This window comes from Streptomyces chengmaiensis (genome assembly GCF_029846775.1).
Lineage (GTDB): Bacteria > Actinomycetota > Actinomycetes > Streptomycetales > Streptomycetaceae > Streptomyces > Streptomyces chengmaiensis.
This window is the reverse complement of sequence record NZ_JARWBG010000002.1, coordinates 171,556-190,890: the sequence shown is the minus strand read 5'-3', so window position 1 is coordinate 190,890 and position 19,335 is coordinate 171,556. Positions and strand designations below refer to the sequence as shown.

17 protein-coding genes are annotated in these 19,335 nt (G+C 70.6%); 9 read left to right on the top strand and 8 right to left on the bottom strand.

Going from position 1 to position 19,335, the window contains the following annotated elements:
* The first annotated feature begins 36 nt into the window (after positions 1-36).
* The 4 genes from QCN29_RS02690 (at position 37) to QCN29_RS02675 (ending at position 2,512) form a co-directional block, all read left to right on the top strand.
* A complete protein-coding gene (locus QCN29_RS02690) occupies positions 37-198 on the top strand; it encodes a DUF4177 domain-containing protein (RefSeq protein WP_005314434.1) in 162 nt (53 codons plus the stop codon).
* Positions 195-662 (top strand): RidA family protein, encoded by a 468-nt coding sequence (locus tag QCN29_RS02685; protein WP_279925991.1) that lies wholly within the window; start codon positions 195-197, stop codon positions 660-662. The genes QCN29_RS02690 and QCN29_RS02685 overlap by 4 nt, the downstream gene beginning before the upstream one ends.
* A 75-nt stretch (positions 663-737) precedes the next feature.
* Positions 738-1,685 (top strand): NUDIX hydrolase, encoded by a 948-nt coding sequence (locus tag QCN29_RS02680; protein WP_279925989.1) that lies wholly within the window; start codon positions 738-740, stop codon positions 1,683-1,685.
* Positions 1,682-2,512, top strand: a complete 831-nt coding sequence (locus tag QCN29_RS02675; RefSeq protein ID WP_279925987.1) for an MBL fold metallo-hydrolase — start codon at positions 1,682-1,684, stop codon at positions 2,510-2,512. Before QCN29_RS02680 ends, QCN29_RS02675 begins: the two co-directional genes overlap by 4 nt.
* A 445-nt stretch (positions 2,513-2,957) precedes the next feature.
* Here QCN29_RS02675 and QCN29_RS02670 read toward each other — a convergent pair whose 3' ends face one another.
* Positions 2,958-3,632, bottom strand: coding sequence for a Crp/Fnr family transcriptional regulator (locus QCN29_RS02670; RefSeq protein ID WP_240134338.1), 675 nt, complete (start codon positions 3,630-3,632; stop codon positions 2,958-2,960).
* A gap of 281 nt (positions 3,633-3,913) precedes the next feature.
* Here QCN29_RS02670 and nth point away from each other — a divergent pair, with 281 nt between their 5' ends.
* The 3 genes from nth (at position 3,914) to QCN29_RS02655 (ending at position 7,069) form a co-directional block, all read left to right on the top strand.
* A complete protein-coding gene (nth, locus tag QCN29_RS02665; protein WP_279925984.1) occupies positions 3,914-4,777 on the top strand; it encodes an endonuclease III in 864 nt (287 codons plus the stop codon).
* A gap of 248 nt (positions 4,778-5,025) precedes the next feature.
* Positions 5,026-5,757, top strand: a complete 732-nt coding sequence (locus QCN29_RS02660) for an NUDIX hydrolase (RefSeq protein WP_279925981.1) — start codon at positions 5,026-5,028, stop codon at positions 5,755-5,757.
* 112 nt (positions 5,758-5,869) lie between these two features.
* Positions 5,870-7,069 carry a MarP family serine protease gene (locus QCN29_RS02655; protein ID WP_279926152.1) on the top strand — a complete coding sequence of 400 codons (1,200 nt, stop codon included), beginning with the start codon at positions 5,870-5,872 and terminating at the stop codon, positions 7,067-7,069.
* Positions 7,070-7,180: 111 nt separating this feature from the next.
* Here the strand turns inward: QCN29_RS02655 and QCN29_RS02650 are convergent, their stop codons facing one another.
* The 6 genes from QCN29_RS02650 to QCN29_RS02625 form a co-directional block, all read right to left on the bottom strand.
* A complete protein-coding gene (locus QCN29_RS02650) occupies positions 7,181-7,369 on the bottom strand; it encodes a hypothetical protein (RefSeq protein ID WP_240134335.1) in 189 nt (62 codons plus the stop codon).
* A 188-nt stretch (positions 7,370-7,557) separates the two neighbouring features.
* Positions 7,558-8,505, bottom strand: coding sequence for an alpha/beta fold hydrolase (locus QCN29_RS02645; protein ID WP_279925978.1), 948 nt, complete (start codon positions 8,503-8,505; stop codon positions 7,558-7,560).
* Between the two features lie 52 nt (positions 8,506-8,557).
* A complete protein-coding gene (locus tag QCN29_RS02640; protein ID WP_279925976.1) occupies positions 8,558-9,028 on the bottom strand; it encodes a phage holin family protein in 471 nt (156 codons plus the stop codon).
* Positions 9,029-9,148: 120 nt separating this feature from the next.
* Positions 9,149-10,576, bottom strand: a complete 1,428-nt coding sequence (gene nhaA / locus QCN29_RS02635) for a Na+/H+ antiporter NhaA (RefSeq protein WP_279925974.1) — start codon at positions 10,574-10,576, stop codon at positions 9,149-9,151.
* A 213-nt stretch (positions 10,577-10,789) separates the two neighbouring features.
* Positions 10,790-12,745 (bottom strand): acetate--CoA ligase, encoded by a 1,956-nt coding sequence (acs, locus tag QCN29_RS02630; protein WP_240134331.1) that lies wholly within the window; start codon positions 12,743-12,745, stop codon positions 10,790-10,792.
* Positions 12,746-12,993: 248 nt separating this feature from the next.
* Positions 12,994-15,657 (bottom strand): bifunctional SulP family inorganic anion transporter/carbonic anhydrase, encoded by a 2,664-nt coding sequence (locus tag QCN29_RS02625; protein ID WP_279925972.1) that lies wholly within the window; start codon positions 15,655-15,657, stop codon positions 12,994-12,996.
* A gap of 353 nt (positions 15,658-16,010) precedes the next feature.
* On the opposite strand from QCN29_RS02625, the gene QCN29_RS02620 reads away from it, so the two are divergent.
* Positions 16,011-17,312 (top strand): polysaccharide deacetylase family protein, encoded by a 1,302-nt coding sequence (locus QCN29_RS02620; protein ID WP_279925970.1) that lies wholly within the window; start codon positions 16,011-16,013, stop codon positions 17,310-17,312.
* Here QCN29_RS02620 and QCN29_RS02615 read toward each other — a convergent pair.
* The gene (locus QCN29_RS02615) at positions 17,300-18,325 is read right to left on the bottom strand and encodes an ATP-binding protein (protein WP_279925968.1); all 1,026 of its coding nucleotides are present in this window, start codon (positions 18,323-18,325) and stop codon (positions 17,300-17,302) included. The two genes, QCN29_RS02620 and QCN29_RS02615, sit on opposite strands and share 13 nt — an antisense overlap.
* A gap of 101 nt (positions 18,326-18,426) precedes the next feature.
* Here QCN29_RS02615 and QCN29_RS02610 point away from each other — a divergent pair, with 101 nt between their 5' ends.
* A complete protein-coding gene (locus tag QCN29_RS02610; RefSeq protein WP_279925966.1) occupies positions 18,427-19,275 on the top strand; it encodes a Fic family protein in 849 nt (282 codons plus the stop codon).
* Positions 19,276-19,335 lie beyond the last annotated feature (60 nt).

The window sequence follows — 19,335 nt, the reverse complement described above, 5'->3', positions numbered from 1 at the left end:
GGTCGGCAAGGGTGCGGTGCGGATACAGTCGGCTCCATGACCAAGTGGGAGTACGCCACTGTGCCGCTGTTGGTACATGCGACGAAGCAGATTCTGGACACCTGGGGCGAGGACGGCTGGGAGCTCGTCCAGGTCGTGCCCGGCCCGAACAACCCCGAGCAGCTTGTGGCCTATCTCAAGCGGGAGAAGTCCTCATGAGCGCCGTGGAGGCGAAGCTCGCCGAGTTGGGGCTGACCCTGCCGGAGGTGGTCCCTCCGCTGGCCGCGTACCAGCCGGCCGTGCAGTCGGGGCCGTATGTCCACACCGCGGGCCAGCTTCCGATGGTGGAGGGCAAGCTCCCGGTCACCGGCAAGGTGGGCGCCGAAGTCACCCCGGAAGAGGCCAAGGAACTGGCGCGCACCTGTGCGCTGAACGCCCTGGCCGCCGTGAAGTCGGTGGCGGGCGACCTGGACCGGATCGCGCGGGTCGTCAAGGTCGTCGGCTTCGTCGCCTCGGCCTCGGACTTCACCGGGCAGCCGGCGGTGCTCAACGGGGCCAGCGAGCTGCTGGGCGAGGTACTGGGCGACAAGGGCGTGCACGCGCGCAGCGCGGTGGGCGTCGCCGTCCTGCCGCTGGACGCGCCGGTGGAGGTCGAGATCCAGGTGGAGCTGGTCAACGGCTGATCAGGCTGTCCGACCAGCTGGTGATCCGAACCGGCCGCCCTCGAACATCCCGGTGATTGCGCATAGCATCCGGCCATGTCCAATGGTCAGTGGTACCCACCCGAATGGCCCGACCGGATCCGGGCGCTCGCTTCCGGCGAGCTGACGCCCGTCGCCCCGAAGCGGGCCGCGACGGTGATGCTGCTGCGCGACACGCCCGACGGCGGCCCCGCCGTGCATATGCTGCGCCGACGCGCCTCCATGGCTTTCGCCGGAGGCGCGTACGCATATCCGGGCGGCGGGGTCGATCCGCGGGACGACCGGCCGGTGCGGTGGGCGGGCCCCTCCCTGGAGAGCTGGGCCGCCCGGCTGGGTGTCGACGACACGGCGTCCGCGCAGGCCATCGTGTGCGCGGCGGTCCGGGAGACGTACGAGGAGGCGGGCGTGCTGCTCGCAGGCCGTACGCCGGACACCGTCGTCGGGGCTGTCGGAACCGCCGACGCCGACGCCGCTGATGCCGACGCCGCCGGCACCGGCGACGACGGCGAGGGCTGGGAGGCCGACCGGCAGGCTCTCGTCGACCGCGAGCTGTCCTTCGCGGAGTTCCTCGACCGGCGCGGACTGGTCCTGCGCTCCGATCTGCTCGGCGCATGGGCGCGTTGGATCACCCCGGAGTTCGAGCCGCGCCGCTACGACACCTGGTTCTTCGTCGCCGCCCTCCCGCAGGGGCAACAGGCTCGCAACGTCTCCACCGAGGCTGACCACACGGTGTGGATCCGGCCCGTGGACGCGGCCGCCGGCTACGACAAGGGCGAGCTGCTGATGATGCCCCCGACGATCTCCACGCTGCGGGCGCTGACGGCGTTCCCGACGGCCGGGACGGCGCTCGCGGCGGCGGGGAAGCAGGACCTCACCCCCGTAATCGCCCGGGCCGCACTGGTGAAGGGGGAGATCGTCCTCAGCTGGCCGGGGCACGAGGAGTTCACCAAGAGGATCGAACCGGCGGCCCCGGGGCGGCCCGCGGAAGACGAGGAAGGCCGATGACGGACGCAGCCGCGCTGCCGGGGCAGCCGCGCGGCGGGGTGCTCTCCGGCCCCGCCACCGCCCGTGCCGTCAACGTCCTCGCGCCGAATCCGTCCGCCATGACCCTGGACGGCACCAACACCTGGATCGTGTCGGAACCGGACTCCGCCCTCGCGGTCGTCATCGACCCCGGGCCCCTCGACGAAGGCCATCTGGAGACCGTCGTGTCCACCGCGGAGAAGGCGGGCAAGCGCATTGCGCTGACCCTCCTCACCCACGGCCACCCGGACCACGCGGAGGGCGCGGCCCGTTTCGCGGAGCTGACCGGCACGGCGGTGCGCGCACTCGACCCGGCGCTGCGGCTGGGCGACGAGGGACTCGCGGCCGGAGATGTGATCACGGTGGGCGGGCTGGAGCTGCGGGTGGTGGCCACGCCCGGACACACCGCCGACTCGCTCTGCTTCCATCTGCCCGCCGACCAGGCGGTGCTGACGGGGGATACCATTCTCGGCCGCGGCACCACCGTCGTCGCCCATCCTGACGGACGCCTCGGCGAATACCTCGACTCCCTGCGCAGGCTGCGCTCGCTGACCGTGGACGACGGCGTGCACACAGTGCTGCCGGGCCACGGCCCGGTACTGGAAGACGCCCAGGGGGCCGTTGACTTCTATCTCGCCCACCGCGCCGGCCGGCTCGCCCAGGTGGAGACGGCCGTCGAGAACGGCCATCGCACGGCCTCCGACGTGGTGGCCCATGTGTACGCGGATGTGGACAGGTCCCTGTGGCCGGCCGCCGAGCAGTCGGTGCGGGCGCAGCTGGACTATCTGCGGGAGCACGGCCTGATCTGAGCCCGCGCCGCTGACTCCGTGCTGCTGAGCGCGCTCCGCTGACTCCGTGCTGCTGACTCCGTGGAGCTGAGCCCACGCCGCTGACTCGGGCGAACGAGGCGGAGGGCATCGCCAGGGCGAACAAGATCCTCAACGAGTCGCTCAGCGACAAGGTGCTGGCCAACCAGTGCATCGACGCCTTCAAGGAGGCGGCAGCCAAGAACCCGGTGTATGCGGTGCCGTGCGGCGACGGCAGCGGAAACCCGCTGATCGTCGATGGTACGAAGGACTGACAGCCCACAGCTGAACAGCTGAGAACTGGACAACTGAAACAACCGACAGGCGGCGGGTGCGCGGAACCGCCTGCTGAGCAGAGGGCCGCCCCGGCTTCGGCCGGGGCGGCCCTCCGCTCGTGTGTGTCGTTATGTGTGTCCAGCCGGCGGGTGTGCTCAGCCGGCGTGTGTGCTCAGCGCGAGCGCTTGGCGAGCCGTTCCACGTCCAGCAGGATCACGGCGCGTGCCTCCAGGCGCAGCCAGCCGCGCTGGGCGAAGTCGGCCAGGGCCTTGTTCACCGTCTCGCGGGAGGCGCCGACGAGCTGCGCCAGCTCCTCCTGGGTGAGGTCGTGGACGACGTGGATGCCCTCCTCCGACTGCACGCCGAAGCGCCGCGACAGATCGAGCAGCGCACGGGCGACCCGGCCGGGAACGTCGGAGAAGACCAGGTCGGACATCTGGTCGTTCGTCTTGCGGAGACGGCGGGCGACCGCGCGCAGCAGGGCGCTGGCGACCTCCGGCCGGGCGTTCAGCCAGGGCTGCAGATCGCCGTGGCCCAGGCCGAGGAGCTTGACCTCGGTCAGCGCGGAGGCGGTGGCGGTGCGCGGCCCCGGGTCGAAGAGCGACAGCTCGCCGATCAGCTCGCCGGGACCGAGGACGGCGAGCATGTTCTCGCGGCCGTCGGGCGAGGTGCGGTGGAGCTTGACCTTGCCCTCGGTGACCACGTAGAGGCGGTCCCCGGGGTCGCCCTCGTGAAAGAGCGCGTCGCCGCGGGCGAGCGTCGCTTCACTCATCGAGGCGCGGAGCTCCGCGGCCTGCTCGTCATCGAGCGCCGCGAAGAGCGGGGCGCGCCGCAGAACGTCGTCCACGAGTTCTCTCCTTGTCGACCTGCTCAGGGGACGTTGGTCCCCATGATGCCGGACCGTCCTGTACTCGTCTGTACACGTCCGGGGTGGGCCCACGGACTTCCGGGCGGCAAAAATTCGTGCGATCAGTCACAACAAGTTTGACGCACGGAGGCGTCCGTCCCTACGGCAGGGGCCCGATTGGGGCCTGATTGCCGGTGACCGGGGCGGATGTCAGTGGCGGCCCTTAGGCTGGCCGGGTGTCCGATTCGCCGGTGAGAGCGCAGGCCAAGGGGGCTGGAAGCGTGTCCGCGAAGCAGAATTCCGCTGTGGGCGAACAGTCGTCGCCACCCCGCTCGCCTAATCCGTCAAAAGGGAAGAAAAGCGACAAACCGGAATCGAGGCTGGCCATGGTCCGCCGCGCGCGCCGGATCAACCGCGAGTTGGCCGAGGTGTTCCCGTACGCCCATCCCGAGCTTGATTTCGAGAATCCGTTCGAGCTGCTGGTCGCCACCGTTCTCTCCGCACAGACGACGGACCTCCGGGTGAATCAGACCACCCCCGCGCTCTTCGCCAGATACCCGACGCCGGAGGACATGGCCGCGGCCGTGCCGGAGGAGCTGGAGGAGATCATCCGGCCCACGGGCTTCTTCCGGGCGAAGGCGAAGTCGCTGATAGGCCTCTCCGCCGCCCTGCGGGACAACTACGGCGGCGAGGTCCCCGGCACCCTCAGAGACCTGGTGACGCTGCCCGGGGTGGGCCGCAAGACGGCGTTCGTGGTACTCGGCAACGCCTTCGGCGTCCCCGGCATAACGGTCGACACCCACTTCGGCCGGCTGGTGCGGCGGTGGAAGCTGACGGACCAGGAGGACCCGGAGAAGGTCGAGGCCGAGATTGCCGCGATCTTCCCGAAGTCGGAGTGGACGATGCTTTCACACCGCGTGATCTTCCACGGGCGGCGGATCTGCCACGCCCGCAAGCCCGCCTGCGGCGCCTGCCCCATCGCCCACCTCTGTCCGTCGTACGGGGAGGGCGAGACGGATCCGGAAAAGGCGAAGAAGCTGCTGAAGTACGAGCTGGGCGGGCAGCCGGGCCAGCGACTGAAGCCGCCGCCCGACTATCCGGGCAAGCCTGCGCCGCCCGCCCCCGCCCTGGGGGCGGCCGGGTGACGGGCCCGCTGGCGAGCGGGACGGCGGGCGGCCCGGAGGCGAGCGAGGCGGCGGTCGGCCCAGAGGTCGGGGCGGCGGTCGGCGCGGTGGTCGGGACGGTGGGCGGCCCGGTGACGGGTCGGGCGAGGCATGCCGCGATGAGCCCGGCAGCCGGCCGGGGGGCTTGCGGACGCGGAGCGCCGTGCCGCTGCGGCGGAACGATCCATAGGCCCCGGGGCGTTGTGCCCAGGGGGTGCATCTGATTGCGCATGGGAGAAGACACGGACGAGACATCCCGTACACACGGGGTCACGGAGACGGGACGGGCCGCGGGCGAGGTCGTCGTCACGACGCAGGGGCTGCCCGAGTGGCTCGATCCCGTCGTACGCGCTGTGCAGACCGTCGAGCCCGAGCAGCTCAGCCGGTTTCTGCCGCCCAAGAGCGGCCGCGGCCGCCAGTCCGCCGTCCTGATCCTGCTCGGGGACGGCGTGCGGGGCCCTGAGCTGCTGCTGATGGAGCGCGCGGGCTCGCTGCGCTCGCACGCCGGGCAGCCGTCCTTCCCGGGCGGCGCGCTCGACCCCGAGGACGGCGACCCGGCCGCCGCCGGCCCGCTGCGCGCCGCCCTGCGCGAGGCGGAGGAGGAGACCGGCCTTGATCCGTCGGGCGTGCAGCTCTTCGGGGTCCTGCCCAAGCTCTACATCCCGGTGAGCGGTTTCGTGGTGACACCCGTCCTCGGCTGGTGGCGTGTGCCGAGCCCCGTCGGCGCGGTGGACCCCGCCGAGACCGCCCGGGTCTTCACCGTCCCCGTGGCGGATCTCACGGACCCGGCCAACCGCGCGACCGCGCTGCACCCGAGCGGTCACACCGGCCCGGCGTTTCTGGTCAAATCCGCCCTGGTCTGGGGTTTCACCGCCGGAGTGATCGACCGGATTCTGCACTTCGCGGGCTGGGAGCGGCCGTGGGACCGCTCCCGGCAGGTCCCGCTGGACTGGCGCTCATGACAGGCTGATCCACACGCCGTGCTCCGCGGAGACGGCACTCAGGGCGGCTCTGCCGCAGGACCCCAAGGCCGGCCGGACGGGCGCCGGCGACGACACTGCGAGGCAAATGACGGTGAACGTGCTGGACATCCTGTTGCTGGTCGCCGCCGTGTGGTTCGCGATCGTCGGCTACCGCCAGGGCTTCGTCGTCGGCATCCTGTCGGTGATCGGCTTTCTCGGCGGCGGCCTCGTCGCCGTGTATGTGCTCCCCGTCCTCTGGGACCATCTGACGAACGACTCGGAGGTGTCCACCGCCGCCGCGATCGCCGCCGTGGTGATCGTGATCGTCTGCGCCTCCGTGGGGCAGGCGCTCACCACGCATCTGGGCAACAGACTCCGCCGGTACATCACCTGGTCGCCCGCTCGGGCCCTGGACGCCACCGGCGGCGCGCTGGTCAACGTGGTGGCGATGCTGCTGGTCGCCTGGCTGATCGGCTCCGCCCTGGCCGGAACGTCCCTGCCCACGCTCGGCAAGGAGGTCCGCAGCTCCAAGGTGCTGCTGGGCGTCGACCGCGTGATGCCCGATCAGGCCTCCACGTGGTTCAACGACTTCTCCTCCGTACTCGCGCAGAACGGCTTCCCGCAGGTCTTCACGCCGTTCGCCAACGAGCCCATCACCGAGGTCCGGGCCCCCGATCCGGCGCTCGTCGACAGCCCTGTCGCCGCCCGTGCCAAGCAGTCCATCGTCAAGGTCGTCGGCACGGCCCCGGGCTGCGGCAAGGTCCTGGAAGGCACCGGCTTCGTCTTCGCCGAGCGGCGGGTGATGACCAACGCCCATGTCGTGGGCGGCGTCGACGAGCCGACCGTGCAGATAGGCGGTGAGGGCAGGCTCTATGACGCCAAGGTGGTGCTGTACGACTGGCAGCGGGACATCGCCGTACTGGATGTGCCGGATCTGAGGGCGCGACCGCTGCAGTTCGCGGACGGCGATGCGAGCACCGGCGACAGCGCGATCGTCGCCGGCTTCCCGGAGAACGGCTCCTACGACGTGCGTTCGGCGCGGGTGCGTGGCCGCATCAACGCCAATGGCCCGGACATCTACCATCGCGGCACCGTGCAGCGCGATGTCTACTCGCTCTACGCCACGGTCCGTCAGGGCAACTCCGGCGGTCCGCTGCTGACGACGGACGGCAGGGTTTACGGCGTCATCTTCGCCCGCTCCCTGGACGACCCCGACACCGGCTACGCCCTGACCGTCGATGAGATCCGCGAGGACATCACCCTCGGCCGCAGCGCCAACCAGGAGGTCGACAGCCAGCGCTGTGCGCTGTAGACGGTGACGGGGAGAAGGGCGCGACAGACGGTCAGCCGCGGATGCCCCGACCGTGTGCCGGGCGGTCAGCCGGCGGGCCGGCCGGGCAAGCCGCGAGCGTGGCCGCCGGGGTCAGCCGCGGGTGTGTCGCAGCCGCGCGGACACCCAGCGGGCCCGACGCCTCAGGATGCGGGAGATGCCGACCCCCTGCCCGTAATGATCATGATCTCCGCCTCGGGGACCACCTGTGTCATGGGTGATCGGCCCACTGGCCGTGCGGCGGTTGCGTGCTGCGTCACCGTAGTCGTGCGTCCAGCCCATACCCCGACGTGTGCCCGTGGCCCATGGTCCGTAACCGTGCCGGACGCGGCCAATTGGCCTATGCGCCGGGCATTTGGCCGTTCGTAGGACAACCGTCCCCGGCGCATCCTGTAGAAGTCGACGATCGGACGGCCCGGCGGCCGGCGGCTTGCGGCGCACGGCTTCCGGAACGGGCCGGCGGCGTATGGTCACCGGTCCGGTTCGGGGTCCTTCAGCCAGTTGATGAGCTCCGTGGAGAAGGCCACCGGGTCCTCCTCGTGCGGGAAGTGGCCGAGACCGTCGAAGAGCCTCCAGCGGTAGGGGGCCTCCACATACTCGCCCGAGCCCGCCGCGCTGCGGGTCCGCATCGCGGGGTCCAGCGAGCCGTGCAGATGCAGCGTGGGCACCCGCACCGGTCGCTTCATCCGCCGGTTGAACTGGATGCCGTCCGGCCGCGCCATCGAGCGCACCATCCACCGGTACGGCTCGATCGAGCAGTGCGCCGTCGACGGGATGCACATCGCACGCCGGTACACCCCGAGCGCCTTCTCGTCCGGGGGCTGCGGACCCGACCACGTACGGATCAGTTCGCCCACCAAGGCGCCCTCGTCCGCCACGAGCTGACGCTCCGGAATCCATGGGCGCTGAAAGCCCCACACATACGACCCGGCACGGCTCTGTGCGAAGTCGGACAGCATCGCCGAACGCCACCGCCGCGGATGCGGCATCGAGGAGACCGCCAGTCGGCGCACCAGCTTGGGCCGCATCACCGCCGCGGTCCAGGCCAGATATCCGCCCAGGTCATGGCCGACGAGTGCCGCGTCCGGCTCCCCGAGGGAGCGGACGACCCCGGTGATGTCGAGCGCCAGGTTGGCGGGGTCGTAACCCCGGGGCGTACGGTCGCTGCCGCCCACGCCCCTGAGGTCCATCGCCACCGCGCGGAACCCCGCGTCGGCGAGCGCGGTCAGCTGATGCCGCCAGGTCCACCAGAACTGCGGGAAGCCGTGGAGCAGCAGCACCAGCGGCCCGTCGCCCAGCTCCGCGATATGGAAGCGGGCGCCGTTGGCCGCCACATCGCGGTGGGTCCACGGGCCGTCGATGCGTACGGGGCTGCCGGAGCCGCCTGAGCCGCCGGCACGGATGTCTGGGGCCGTCATGCTGTCGAGCGTCCCACATCCGGCGGAATGCGGCGCGGCTGCTCCGGAAGCGTCACACGACCGCCTTGTCCCGGGCCGGACGTGTGTGCGGCTTGACGGTCTGCAGGACGGCGGCCGTCTGCTTGGCCGACGCAATGGACTTCTCCGGCGGCTTGACCTTCTTGAACTTGGAGACGCCCAGCAGCGCGAGGCCCACGCCCAGCAGGATGTATGCGCCGCCCACGATCAGGAACGACCAGGCCAGGCCGAGGCCGAGATTGTGGATCCCGTACGCCGCCGCGAAGCTCAGCACGGGCAGCGCGAAGAGCACGAGCACCCCCGCGACGATGAACGCGAAGCCGCCGATCGCACCGCGTTTGACATCCTGGCGCAGCTCGGCCTTGGCCAGGGCGATCTCGTCGTGCACCAGCGCGGACATCTCCGCGGTCGCGGAGGCGACCAACTGTCCGAGGCTGCGGTCGGCGCCGGGTCCGCTGCCGTTGACGCCCGTCGTGCCCTGGGCGCTGCTGCCGGGGTCGCTCATCGCTGACTCCCTCTTCTCGCTCTTCTCGCGCTTCCCGATGTGTCTGACGTTGCCACGTTCTCGACTCCGGACCGCCTTCGGCTGCGAATCCGTCGCAGACGACTGCGAATCCGTGTCAGATCATGCCGGACTGTCGCCGCCGTCGCGCGACGCCCCCGCCACTTCCGCCATGCGGCGGTGCTCTGCGGCCTTCTCCTCGTAGATCGCCGCCATCCGCAGGTGGTACTCGGGATCGTCCTGCTCGTAGACGTCGGGGATGCCGTCGCGGTCCTCATCGCGGTCCTCTTCCGCGCACAGCGCCTGGTACCTGCGCACACGCACCTTGAGCAGCACGGTCGCGCAGACCGCGGCGATCAGCGAGCCGAACAGGACCGCGGCCTTGATCTCGTCGGTCATCACCGGATCGCCGGCGAAGGCCAGTTCGCCGATGAGGAGCGAGACGGTGAAGCCGATGCCCGCGAGTGTGGCGACGGCGAAGACATCGGGCCAGGCCAGCTCCTCGTTCAGCTGGGCCTTGGTGAAGCGCACGGTCAGCCAGGCGCCGCCGAAGATGCCGACCATCTTGCCGACCACCAGGCCGAGGACCACGCCGAGCGTCTCGGGCTGGGTGAAGACATCGGAGACCGCGCCGCCGGAGACGGAGACTCCCGCGGAGAACAGCGCGAACAGCGGCACCGCGAAGCCCGCCGAAAGGGGGCGCACCATGTGCTCGATGCGCTCGCCGGGCGAGTGCTCCTCGTCCTCGTGGCGGGTGCAGCGGAGCATCAGGCCCATGGCCACCCCGGCGATCGTGGCATGGACGCCGCTGTTGTACATCAGCCCCCAGATCACCAGGCCCAGCGGGACGTACACGTACCAGCCGCGCACACCCATGCGCAGCAGCAGCCAGAAGAGGCCCAGCCCGACGAGCGCGCCGCCCAGCGCCGCGAAGTTCAGGTCGCTGGTGAAGAAGATCGCGATGATCAGGATGGCGAGGAGGTCGTCGACGACCGCGAGGGTGAGCAGAAAGGCGCGCAGGGCGGACGGCAGTGAGGCGCCGATGACCGCGAGGACGGCGAGCGCGAAGGCGATGTCGGTGGCGGTCGGCACGGCCCAGCCGTCGGTCGAACCGCCGCCGATGCTGTTGACCAGCAGATAGACCAGCGCTGGGGCGGCCATACCGGCGATCGCGGCGACCACGGGGAGGGTGGCCGCCTTGGGGTCCCGCAGCTCTCCCGCGACCAGCTCGCGCTTGAGCTCGATGCCCGCGACGAAGAAGAAGACGGCCAGCAGACCGTCGGCGGCCCAGTGCTGGAGGGAGAGGTCGAGGCCGAGGGCGGACGGCCCTATGTGGAAGTCCCGTACGGACTGGTAGTCGTCGGCCAGAGGACTGTTCGCCCATATGAGGGCGATGATCGCCGCGATGAGCAGCAGCACGCCGCCGACGGTCTCGGCCCGTAGCGCGTCGGCGATGAAATTCCGCTCGGGAAGGGACAGACGTCCGAGGAACCTGCGGTCCGTCTGGCCGGCGGGACGATCGGTCTGGCCGGTGGGGGTCGGTGCGGGCACGTCGAAGGACCTCCGATGGTCGGGTGGGCAGGGGTGAAGCGCATGCCGACCAGACTTCCCGGCGCACCATTCGTCACATGCAGTTCTTCTAAGAGCGTCGTTGACGCGCGCTTACCTTACCCAAGCCCGCAAGGGTGTATCCGTGATCCTCACCATAGACACATAAGGGACATCCGGCGCGTCGGCCGGATGTCCCTTATGTGGTTCGGCTGGTCAGTCCTCGCTGGGGGCGCTCGGCAGCCTCGTCTGGATGAGGTCCATCACCGAGGAGTCCGTCAGGGTGGTGACATCACCGAGCTGGCGGTTCTCCGCGACATCGCGCAGCAGCCGGCGCATGATCTTCCCGGACCGGGTCTTCGGCAGTTCGGCGACCGGCAGGATCCGCTTGGGCTTGGCGATGGGGCCGAGCGTCGCTCCGACATGGTTGCGGAGATCGGCGACCAGGTCGGCGTCCTCGGCAGCGCTGCCGCGCAGAATGACGAAGGCGACGATCGCCTGACCGGTCGTCTCGTCCGCGGCGCCGACCACGGCGGCCTCGGCGACCTTGGGGTGCGAGACCAGCGCCGACTCGACCTCCGTGGTGGAGATGTTGTGGCCCGAGACCAGCATGACGTCGTCGACCCGGCCCAGCAGCCAGATGTCCCCGTCGTCGTCCTTCTTGGCGCCGTCGCCCGCGAAATACTTGCCCTCGAAGCGGGACCAGTAGGTGTCGACGAAGCGCTGGTCGTCGCCCCAGATCGTGCGGAGCATCGACGGCCACGGCTCGGTCAGCACCAGATAGCCGCCGCCCCCGTTGGGCACCTCGCGCGCCTCGTCGTCCACGACGGTCGCCGCGATGCCGGGCAGGGGGCGCTGCGCCGAACCGGGCTTGGTCTCGGTGACCCCCGGCAGCGGAGAGATCATCATCGCGCCGGTCTCGGTCTGCCACCAGGTGTCCACGATCGGGCAGTTCCCGCCGCCGATGTGCTCCCGATACCAGATCCAGGCCTCCGGGTTGATCGGCTCGCCCACCGACCCCAGGATGCGCAGGCTGGACAGGTCGAACTTGGCGGGGATGTCGTCGCCCCACTTCATGAAGGTGCGGATCGCGGTCGGCGCGGTGTAGAGGATGGTGACGCCGTACTTCTGCACGATCTCCCAGAACCTGCCCTGGTGGGGGGTGTCGGGCGTGCCCTCGTACATCACCTGTGTCGCACCGTTGGCCAGCGGCCCGTACACGATGTACGAGTGGCCGGTCACCCAGCCGACGTCGGCCGTGCACCAGTAGACGTCCGACTCCGGCTTGAGGTCGAAGACGGCGTGGTGGGTGTAGGCCGCCTGGGTGAGATAGCCGCCGGACGTGTGCAGGATGCCCTTCGGCTTTCCGGTGGTGCCGGAGGTGTAGAGGATGAAGAGCGGATGCTCCGCCTCGAAGGCCTCGGGGGTGTGCTCGGTGGACTGGCGGGAGACGATGTCGTCCCACCACACGTCCCGGCCCTCGGTGAACGCGGTGTCCTGGCCGGTGCGGCGGACGACGAGAACGTGCTCGACCTGGGGGCACTTGCTGACGGCCTCGTCGATCGCGGGCTTCAGCGCGGACGGCTTGCCGCGCCGGTAGCCGCCGTCCGCGGTGATGACCAGCTTGGCGTCGGCGTCCTGGATGCGGGAGGCGACGGCGTCGGCGGAGAAGCCGCCGAAGACCACCGAGTGGGCCGCGCCGATGCGGGCGCAGGCCAGCATGGCGACGGCGGCCTCGGGGATCATCGGCAGGTAGACGGCCACCCGGTCGCCCTTGCCGACGCCCAGCTCGGTGAGCGCGTTGGCCGCTTGGGCCACCTGGTCCCTCAGCTCCGCGTAGGTGATGGCACGGCTGTCACCCGGCTCGCCCTCGAAGTGGATGGCGACCCGGTCGCCATGGCCCGCCTCCACATGGCGGTCCGCGCAGTTGTACGCGACGTTCAGCCGGCCGTCCGCGAACCATTTCGCGAAGGGCGGGTTGGACCAGTCCAGGGTCTCGGTCGGCTCGACGGCCCATGTGAGCCGCCGCGCCTGCTCGGCCCAGAAGCCGAGCCGATCCGCCGTGGCCCGCTCATACGCCTCCGCCGTCACATTGGCGTGCGCGGCCATCTCGGCCGGCGGGGTGAATCGGCGCTCTTCGCGAAGAAGATTGGCCAGGCTCTCGTTGCTCACGACATCTCCCTTTCCCAGGGCGTCCTCTGTACCTATGTGTCCCAGGCCATAGCTCATCAGCCGACGGCCCGGGTGACAAGAGCCATCTGGAAATTGGTGTAGACCTATGCGGCCAGTTTTCGCCGCATGTAGGAATCCGCTGCCATGGGTGCGCTGAGCCCGGGGTTCCTCCTTCCCAGGGTGGCGAGGGAGGAGGAACCACCCGTTCCCACGGACGGACCGGGCCGGCGGTTCACCGGCCGGTCGGTTCACGGGGCCGGTCGGTTCACGGGGCCGGTCGGTTCACAGGGAGGCGTGGCTCGGACGGGGAACTCCTCCAGCGGAGCGTGCGGCCCTTCGGCCGCGCGAGGGGCCCCGGAGGACCGGGAGGTGGTCCGGGAGGTAGTCCGGGAGAACCGGGAGATGAGAGAGCTCCGGGAAACCAGAGGGCTCCGGGAGGCCGGGGAGCTCCGGGACGTCATGGCGGCCCCGGACACCGGCAGGGCCGAGACCGCGGGGTCGACGCGGTGGAACACCGCGCCGCTGTTCAGCCCCTCCCCCTCTCCGTCGTCGCCCGGGCTGCTCTGTCGCCCCGCTCCGCCTTCGCCGTCCGTCAGGAGATACGCCTGGGCCTCTCCCACGTGGAAGTACATCCCGTGCAGTTCGAGGGTGCCCTCCGCGAGCCGACGAGCCACGGACTCATGCGCGCGCAGATGCTCGAGCTGCTGCACCACATTCGTCAGACACAGCTGCTCGACCGCATCGGTGGGCAGCCTTCCGGCGATGCGCACCCAGGTGCGGTTTTCGCCGTTCAGCCGCTCCAGGCTCGGGCGGCCATGCCGGAGCCAGCGCTGCAAGGGGGTCTGTACGCCGGCTTCTCCGTCCGGCGTACCGCTCAGCAGTGCCTGCATCGCCCCGCAGCCGGAGTGCCCGCAGACCGTGATCGAGTCCACCTTCAGCACCTCGACCGCGTACTCGATCGCAGCGCCGACCGAGTCGTCGCCGCTCTCCTCGCCGGGCGGGGGCACGAGGTTGCCCACGTTCCGCACGGTGAACAGGTCGCCCGGGCCGCTGGCCGTGATCATGCTGGTGACGAGCCGGGAGTCCGCGCAGGTGAGGAAGAGCTGGGAGGGGCGCTGCCCCTCGCGCGCCAGCCGGGCCAGCTCGTCCCGCACCAGCGGGGCCGTGTTGCGCTGGAAGGAGCTGAGGCCGCTGGCCAGTTGGTGTACGGTCGGCGACTCTCGCTCGGCCGCAGCCTGGGCGCCGCTTCCGCAGTAGTGGTTGCGCCACGGCGTCCAGGGGCGGCAGCAGCCGTGTGTCTCCGACGCAGGCTCGCTGATCCGGCTGCCCGCCCTGCCGGTGAACTCCACCGTCCCGCCCTGTGCGATGTGCGCGGTCTGCCAGTCGTGCAGGGCTTCATGGGCGGCGTGGTCCATGAAGGAGCCGTCCAGTTCGACGAGGCAGTCCGCGCCGAACGGCACCTGGCCCAGCATCCGGCTCAGCCGGGGCACGGCCAGGAACGTCAGCTGCCCGCGCACCCGCACCCGGTGCACGCCCCCCTGCTCCTCGACGGTGATCCGCGTCCTGGTCAGCCGGTGCAGCGCCACGATGACCGCCACCGCGATCCCGATGGCGACGCCTTCCAGGACGCCGGTGAGCACCACTCCGGTCAGCGTCGCCGCGTACACCAGCGCTTCGCGATTCCGCTTGACGCTGCGCACATGGGTGATGTTGACCATCTGCACGCCGACGACCATCACCAGCGCCGCCAGGGCGGCCAGTGGGATCAGATCGAGCACGGGCACCAACAGCAGTGCGGCGACCACGACCCACAGGCCGTGCAGGATCGTCGAGTTGCGGCTGACCGCGCCGACGGCGACATTGGCGGTGCTGCGCACGGCGACGCCGGTGACCGGCAGTCCGCCGAGGGCCCCCGAGACCACGTTGCCCGCTCCCTGGCCGGCCAGTTCACGGTCGAGACGGGCGCGCGGAATGTGAACGTCCGGCGTTTTGCGTGCGGCGGTCAGCTTGTCGACGGCGACCGCGGACAGCAGTGACTCCACGCTGCCGACGAGGGTGATGGTGAGCACGGCCGCGATCAGGCCGAGTACGGGTCCCTCGGGCATCTCGGGCAGGGCGTGGCTGCTCCAGGACGGCAGGTCGACGCGGGGCAGGCGCAGCCCGGCAACTGTGGCGAGCACGGTCGCGCCCGCCACCGCGGCGAGAGCCGCGGGAAGCTTCCGCACGAGCTCCCCCGTCCGCCCTGGAATCCGCGGCCACAGCAGCAGCACCGCCACGGTGAGCGCGCTGACGGACAGGGCTGCGGGATGCAGGTCGGCCAACTGGGCAGGCAGCCCTTGGACGTTGGCGACGGCGGAGCTCTGGGGGCTGCCGCCGAGCACGATGTGCAGCTGCGCGAGGGCGATGGTGACGCCGATGCCGCCGAGCATGCCGTGCACGATCGCCGGGCTGACGGCGAGGGCGGAGCGGGCCACCCGCAGGGCGGCCAGGCCGAGTTGAGCCAGTCCGGCGACCGCGGTGATGGCGCAGGTGGCGCGCCAGCCGTACCGCTGGATCAGATCGGCGGTGACGACGGTCAGACCGGCTGCGGGGCCGCTGACCTGGAGCGGCGCCCCGCCCAGCCGCCCGACGACGATGCCGCCGACCGCCGCCGCGACCAGCCCGGCCTGGAGCGGCGCCCCGGTGGCGAGCGCGATGCCGAGGGACAGCGGCAGGGCGATCAGGAAGACGGAGATGGAGGCGGACAGATCGGCGCCCGCAACGGGGAAGCAGAAGCGGCGGCCGCCGGGTGGTCGCGAGCCGGGCGGGCTGTGCGGCCGTCGTGGAGAGCGGGGGCTCCGGCCGAGGCGGGATCGTCGGGGTGGTGTGCGAGAAGCGTCGTCGTCGGTGCGGATGGGGACGCAGGCGGACATGTTCCCGTCTCCTCCGGGGCTGCGCGGTCGCGGAATGTGGGGTCGCGGCCGTGTGTCACGGCGTGTAGCGGCGGGATTCTCAACTCTCGGTAAATTGATCGTAATGCAGAGTAAAGATTGAGGCATCATTTTCGGGGCAAACAGGGCAAGCTTTCACTCGTTCCGGTGATAAGTGATCTGATCGCGCCCCGTCTTCCTGCTTCTCCGCGGCCCTCGATGCGACGTTGGCGTGCCATCCGTCCTGTCGTACAGGCGGATAGTCGTACTGCCGGATCTTCTTTCGGCGTGCTTCCGTGCGGCGCGCCGCACGGCGCCGTCCGGTCAGCGGAAGAGCGAGGAAATGAGGTGGGCGGATGAAGGCCGCCACGAGCAGGATCGCCGTCGGCGTGCTCGCCGCGGCGCTGACCGCAGGACTTGCCGGCTGCGCCGACCCCGGCTCGGACTCCGCGGACTCGGACCCGCGGGCGGGCGCGAAGCAGGGAGGCGCCGAGAAGCAGGGCGCCGCCGGCCCGAAGAACGCGGTACGGCTGATCGGCGACGGCTCCACGGCGGTCACGGGGCCGCAGCCGGGGCTGCTCAAGCCGGAGCGCCTGAAGCCGGGTCAGACTCCGCCGCAGTTCGTGGTGTTCTCCTGGGACGGCTCCGGTGAGGACGGTCAGAAGCTCTTCTCGCACTTCCGCTCGGTGGGCAGGAAGTACGGCGCGACCATGACGTACTTCCTGAGCGGCGTCTATCTGCTGCCCGAGGAGAAGGCCACGCTCTACGACCCGCCGAAGCATGCGGCCGGCCGCTCCGACATCGGCTTCAACGACACCGGGGGAATCCGGGACACGGTGCGTGAGCTGCGCGGCGCCTGGCTCGAAGGCAACGAGATCGGCACCCACTTCAACGGTCACTTCTGCGGTGCCGACGGCGGCGTGGGCACCTGGTCCGTCGAGGAGTGGAAGAGCGAGATCGGGCAGGCCAAGTCCTTTGTGAAGAACTGGAAGACGAACGCCGGGCTGAAGGGCGAGAAGCCCCTTCCCTTCGACTACGACGAGGAGCTCATCGGCGGGCGCACTCCCTGCCTGGAGGGGCGCGACAACTTTGTGCGCGCCGCCGGCGAGCTGGGCTTCCGCTATGACACGAGCGGCATCAACAACCAGCTCTGGCCCGACAAGGACAAGGGCCTGTGGGATCTGTCCCTGCAGCTTGTGCCGGTGCCCGGCCGACAGTTCGAGACGCTCTCCATGGACTACAACTTCATGGTCAACCAGTCCGGGACCGTCAACGGCGACCCCGCAATGCACCGGTACTGGGGCAACCAGATGCGCGACGGCCTGCTGCAGGCCTTCGACCGGGCCTATGCGGGCAACCGGGCTCCGCTGATCATCGGCAACCACTTCGAGTCGTGGAACGGCGGCACGTATATGCGCGCCGTCGAGGAGACCATTGCGACCGTCTGTGTGAAGTCGGACGTGCGGTGCGTGTCCTTCCGCCAGCTCGCCGACTGGCTGGACGCCCAGGACCCCAAGGTCCTTGGGAAACTGCGGGCGCTGAAGGTGGGCCAGGCCCCGGAGGGCGGCTGGACGGCCTATCTTGCCGCCCAGCCGGCTGCCCCGTCCGGGCCCGCCTCCCCGTCGGCCGCGGCGGAGGGCTCCGCTCAGGCGGGCTGAGGGGTGTCGATCCGCGAGGCGCCCTCGCGAGGGGCGTGCTCGACCGGGGGCGACTCGCCCAGTACGAAGCCGGGGTCGACCTGGGCGGCCAGGTCGACCCCGGCCCTCTCGTTCCCCCAGCTCTCGGCGTTCTTGAGATGGAAGTGCACCATCTGGCGGGTGTAGCGCTCCCAGTCCCGCCCGGCATACGACTCGCAGGCCGTGTGGCCCAGTGTCTCCAGGGCCGTGCGGATCTCCTGCTCCAGCAGCCCGAAGCGGGCGGGACGGCCCTTCTCCATAGCCCGGACCCACTCGGAGTGTGCGAAGACGGTGAGCAGGTCGTCGCCCGTCTCTTCACGCAGAAACGACACATCGTCCCGGCCCTGCGCCTTGTTCCCGACGACCCGCAGCGCGACGCCAAAGTCCCGTGCGTACTCCTTGTACTGGCGGTAGACGGAAACGCCCCTGCGGGTCGGCTCGGCCACCAGGAAGGTCATGTCGAAGCGGGTGAACATCCCGGAGGCGAAGGAGTCGGCGCCCGCGGTCATATCGACGACCACGTACTCGTCCGGGCCGTCGACGAGGTGGTTGAGGAAGAGTTCGACCGCCCCGACCTTGGAGTGGTAGCAGGAGACCCCGAGGTCGGACTCGGCGAAGGGGCCCGTGGCCATCAGCCGGATCTCGCCGCCGTCCAGGCGCACCCGGCGGGCGCAGGCCTCGTAGACGGGGTTGCTCTCACCCACCCGCAGCAGCCGGGATCCCGTTCCCGGCGGAGTCGTCTTGATCATCGTCTCGGCGGAGGCGATGCGCGGATTGGAGCCCCGCAGATAGTCCTTGATCAGCGGCAGATGGGAGCCCATGGCCGGGAGCGCGGCGGCCTCCGCGTCATCGAGCCCGAGCGCTGCCCCCAGGTGCTGGTTGATGTCGGCGTCCACCGCGATGACGGAAGCCTGACGGGCGGCCAGATGGCGGATGAAGAGCGAGGACAGCGTGGTCTTCCCGCTGCCGCCCTTCCCTACGAAAGCGATCTTCATGTTCACCTAGCGTAGTGGTCTGCTTCCGAAGGGTGGTCGTGTCGAGTGAAGAAGACCACTCCAAGGTGGGGCGCAAGCCTCGGGCGCGTAGCCTCGCGGCTATGAGTACGCATGCCTCGCCGGCCTCTCCCGGCCCCGCTGCCGATCCTCTCGTCACGCTGGCCGGTCTCGCGGGCGTCTCCGACTCGGTGGACGCGGTGCGCACGGCGGTCGACCGGATCTACGGGCACCGGGTGATGCGACGCCGCAGCAACGAGATCATTTCTGAGGCGGCGCTGCGCGGAGCCCGTGCTTCCGCCGCGCTCTCGGGCGCGGACTGGGCCCTTGAAGAGGTCCGCAGGCGTACGGACTTCGGCGGGGAACCCGAGGCGCGGACGGTGGGAGCCGCCCTGCGGCTGACGGCGGAAGCCGGCCAGCTGCTGTCCATCTGGCGGCAGTCCCCGCTGCGCGTGCTGGCGCGGCTGCACCTGGTCGCCGCGGGCGGGGCGGTGGCGGACGAGACGGTCGGCCGGCCCAGGCTCGCGGGCGAAGGCGTCGACGAACCGCTGATCGAGGCGCCTCTGCCGGACGCCGGCGAACTCGCCGGCCGACTGGACGGGCTGGCGGAGCTGATCGTGGCGGGCAGCTCAGCGCCCGCCCTGGTGACCGCTGCCGTCGTGCACGGCGAACTGCTGGCGCTGCGCCCCTTCGCTTCGCACAACGGCTTGGTGGCGCGGACGGCCGAGCGCATCGTCCTGGTGGGCAGCGGGCTGGACCCCAAGGCCGTCTGCCCGGCCGAGGTCGGACATGCGGAACTGGGGCGTGCGGCCTATCTCGCCGCGTTCGACGGGTATCTGTCGGGGACGCCGGAGGGGATGGCCGCATGGATCGCGCACTGCGGGCGCGCGGTGGAACTGGGCGTCCGCGAGACGACGGCGGTCTGTGAAGCGCTCCAGCGGGGGGCCGCCTGAACGACCGGCGTCGGCGGCCGGGGAACTCGGAGCCGTGTGCAAGCGCTGGACGACGCGTAC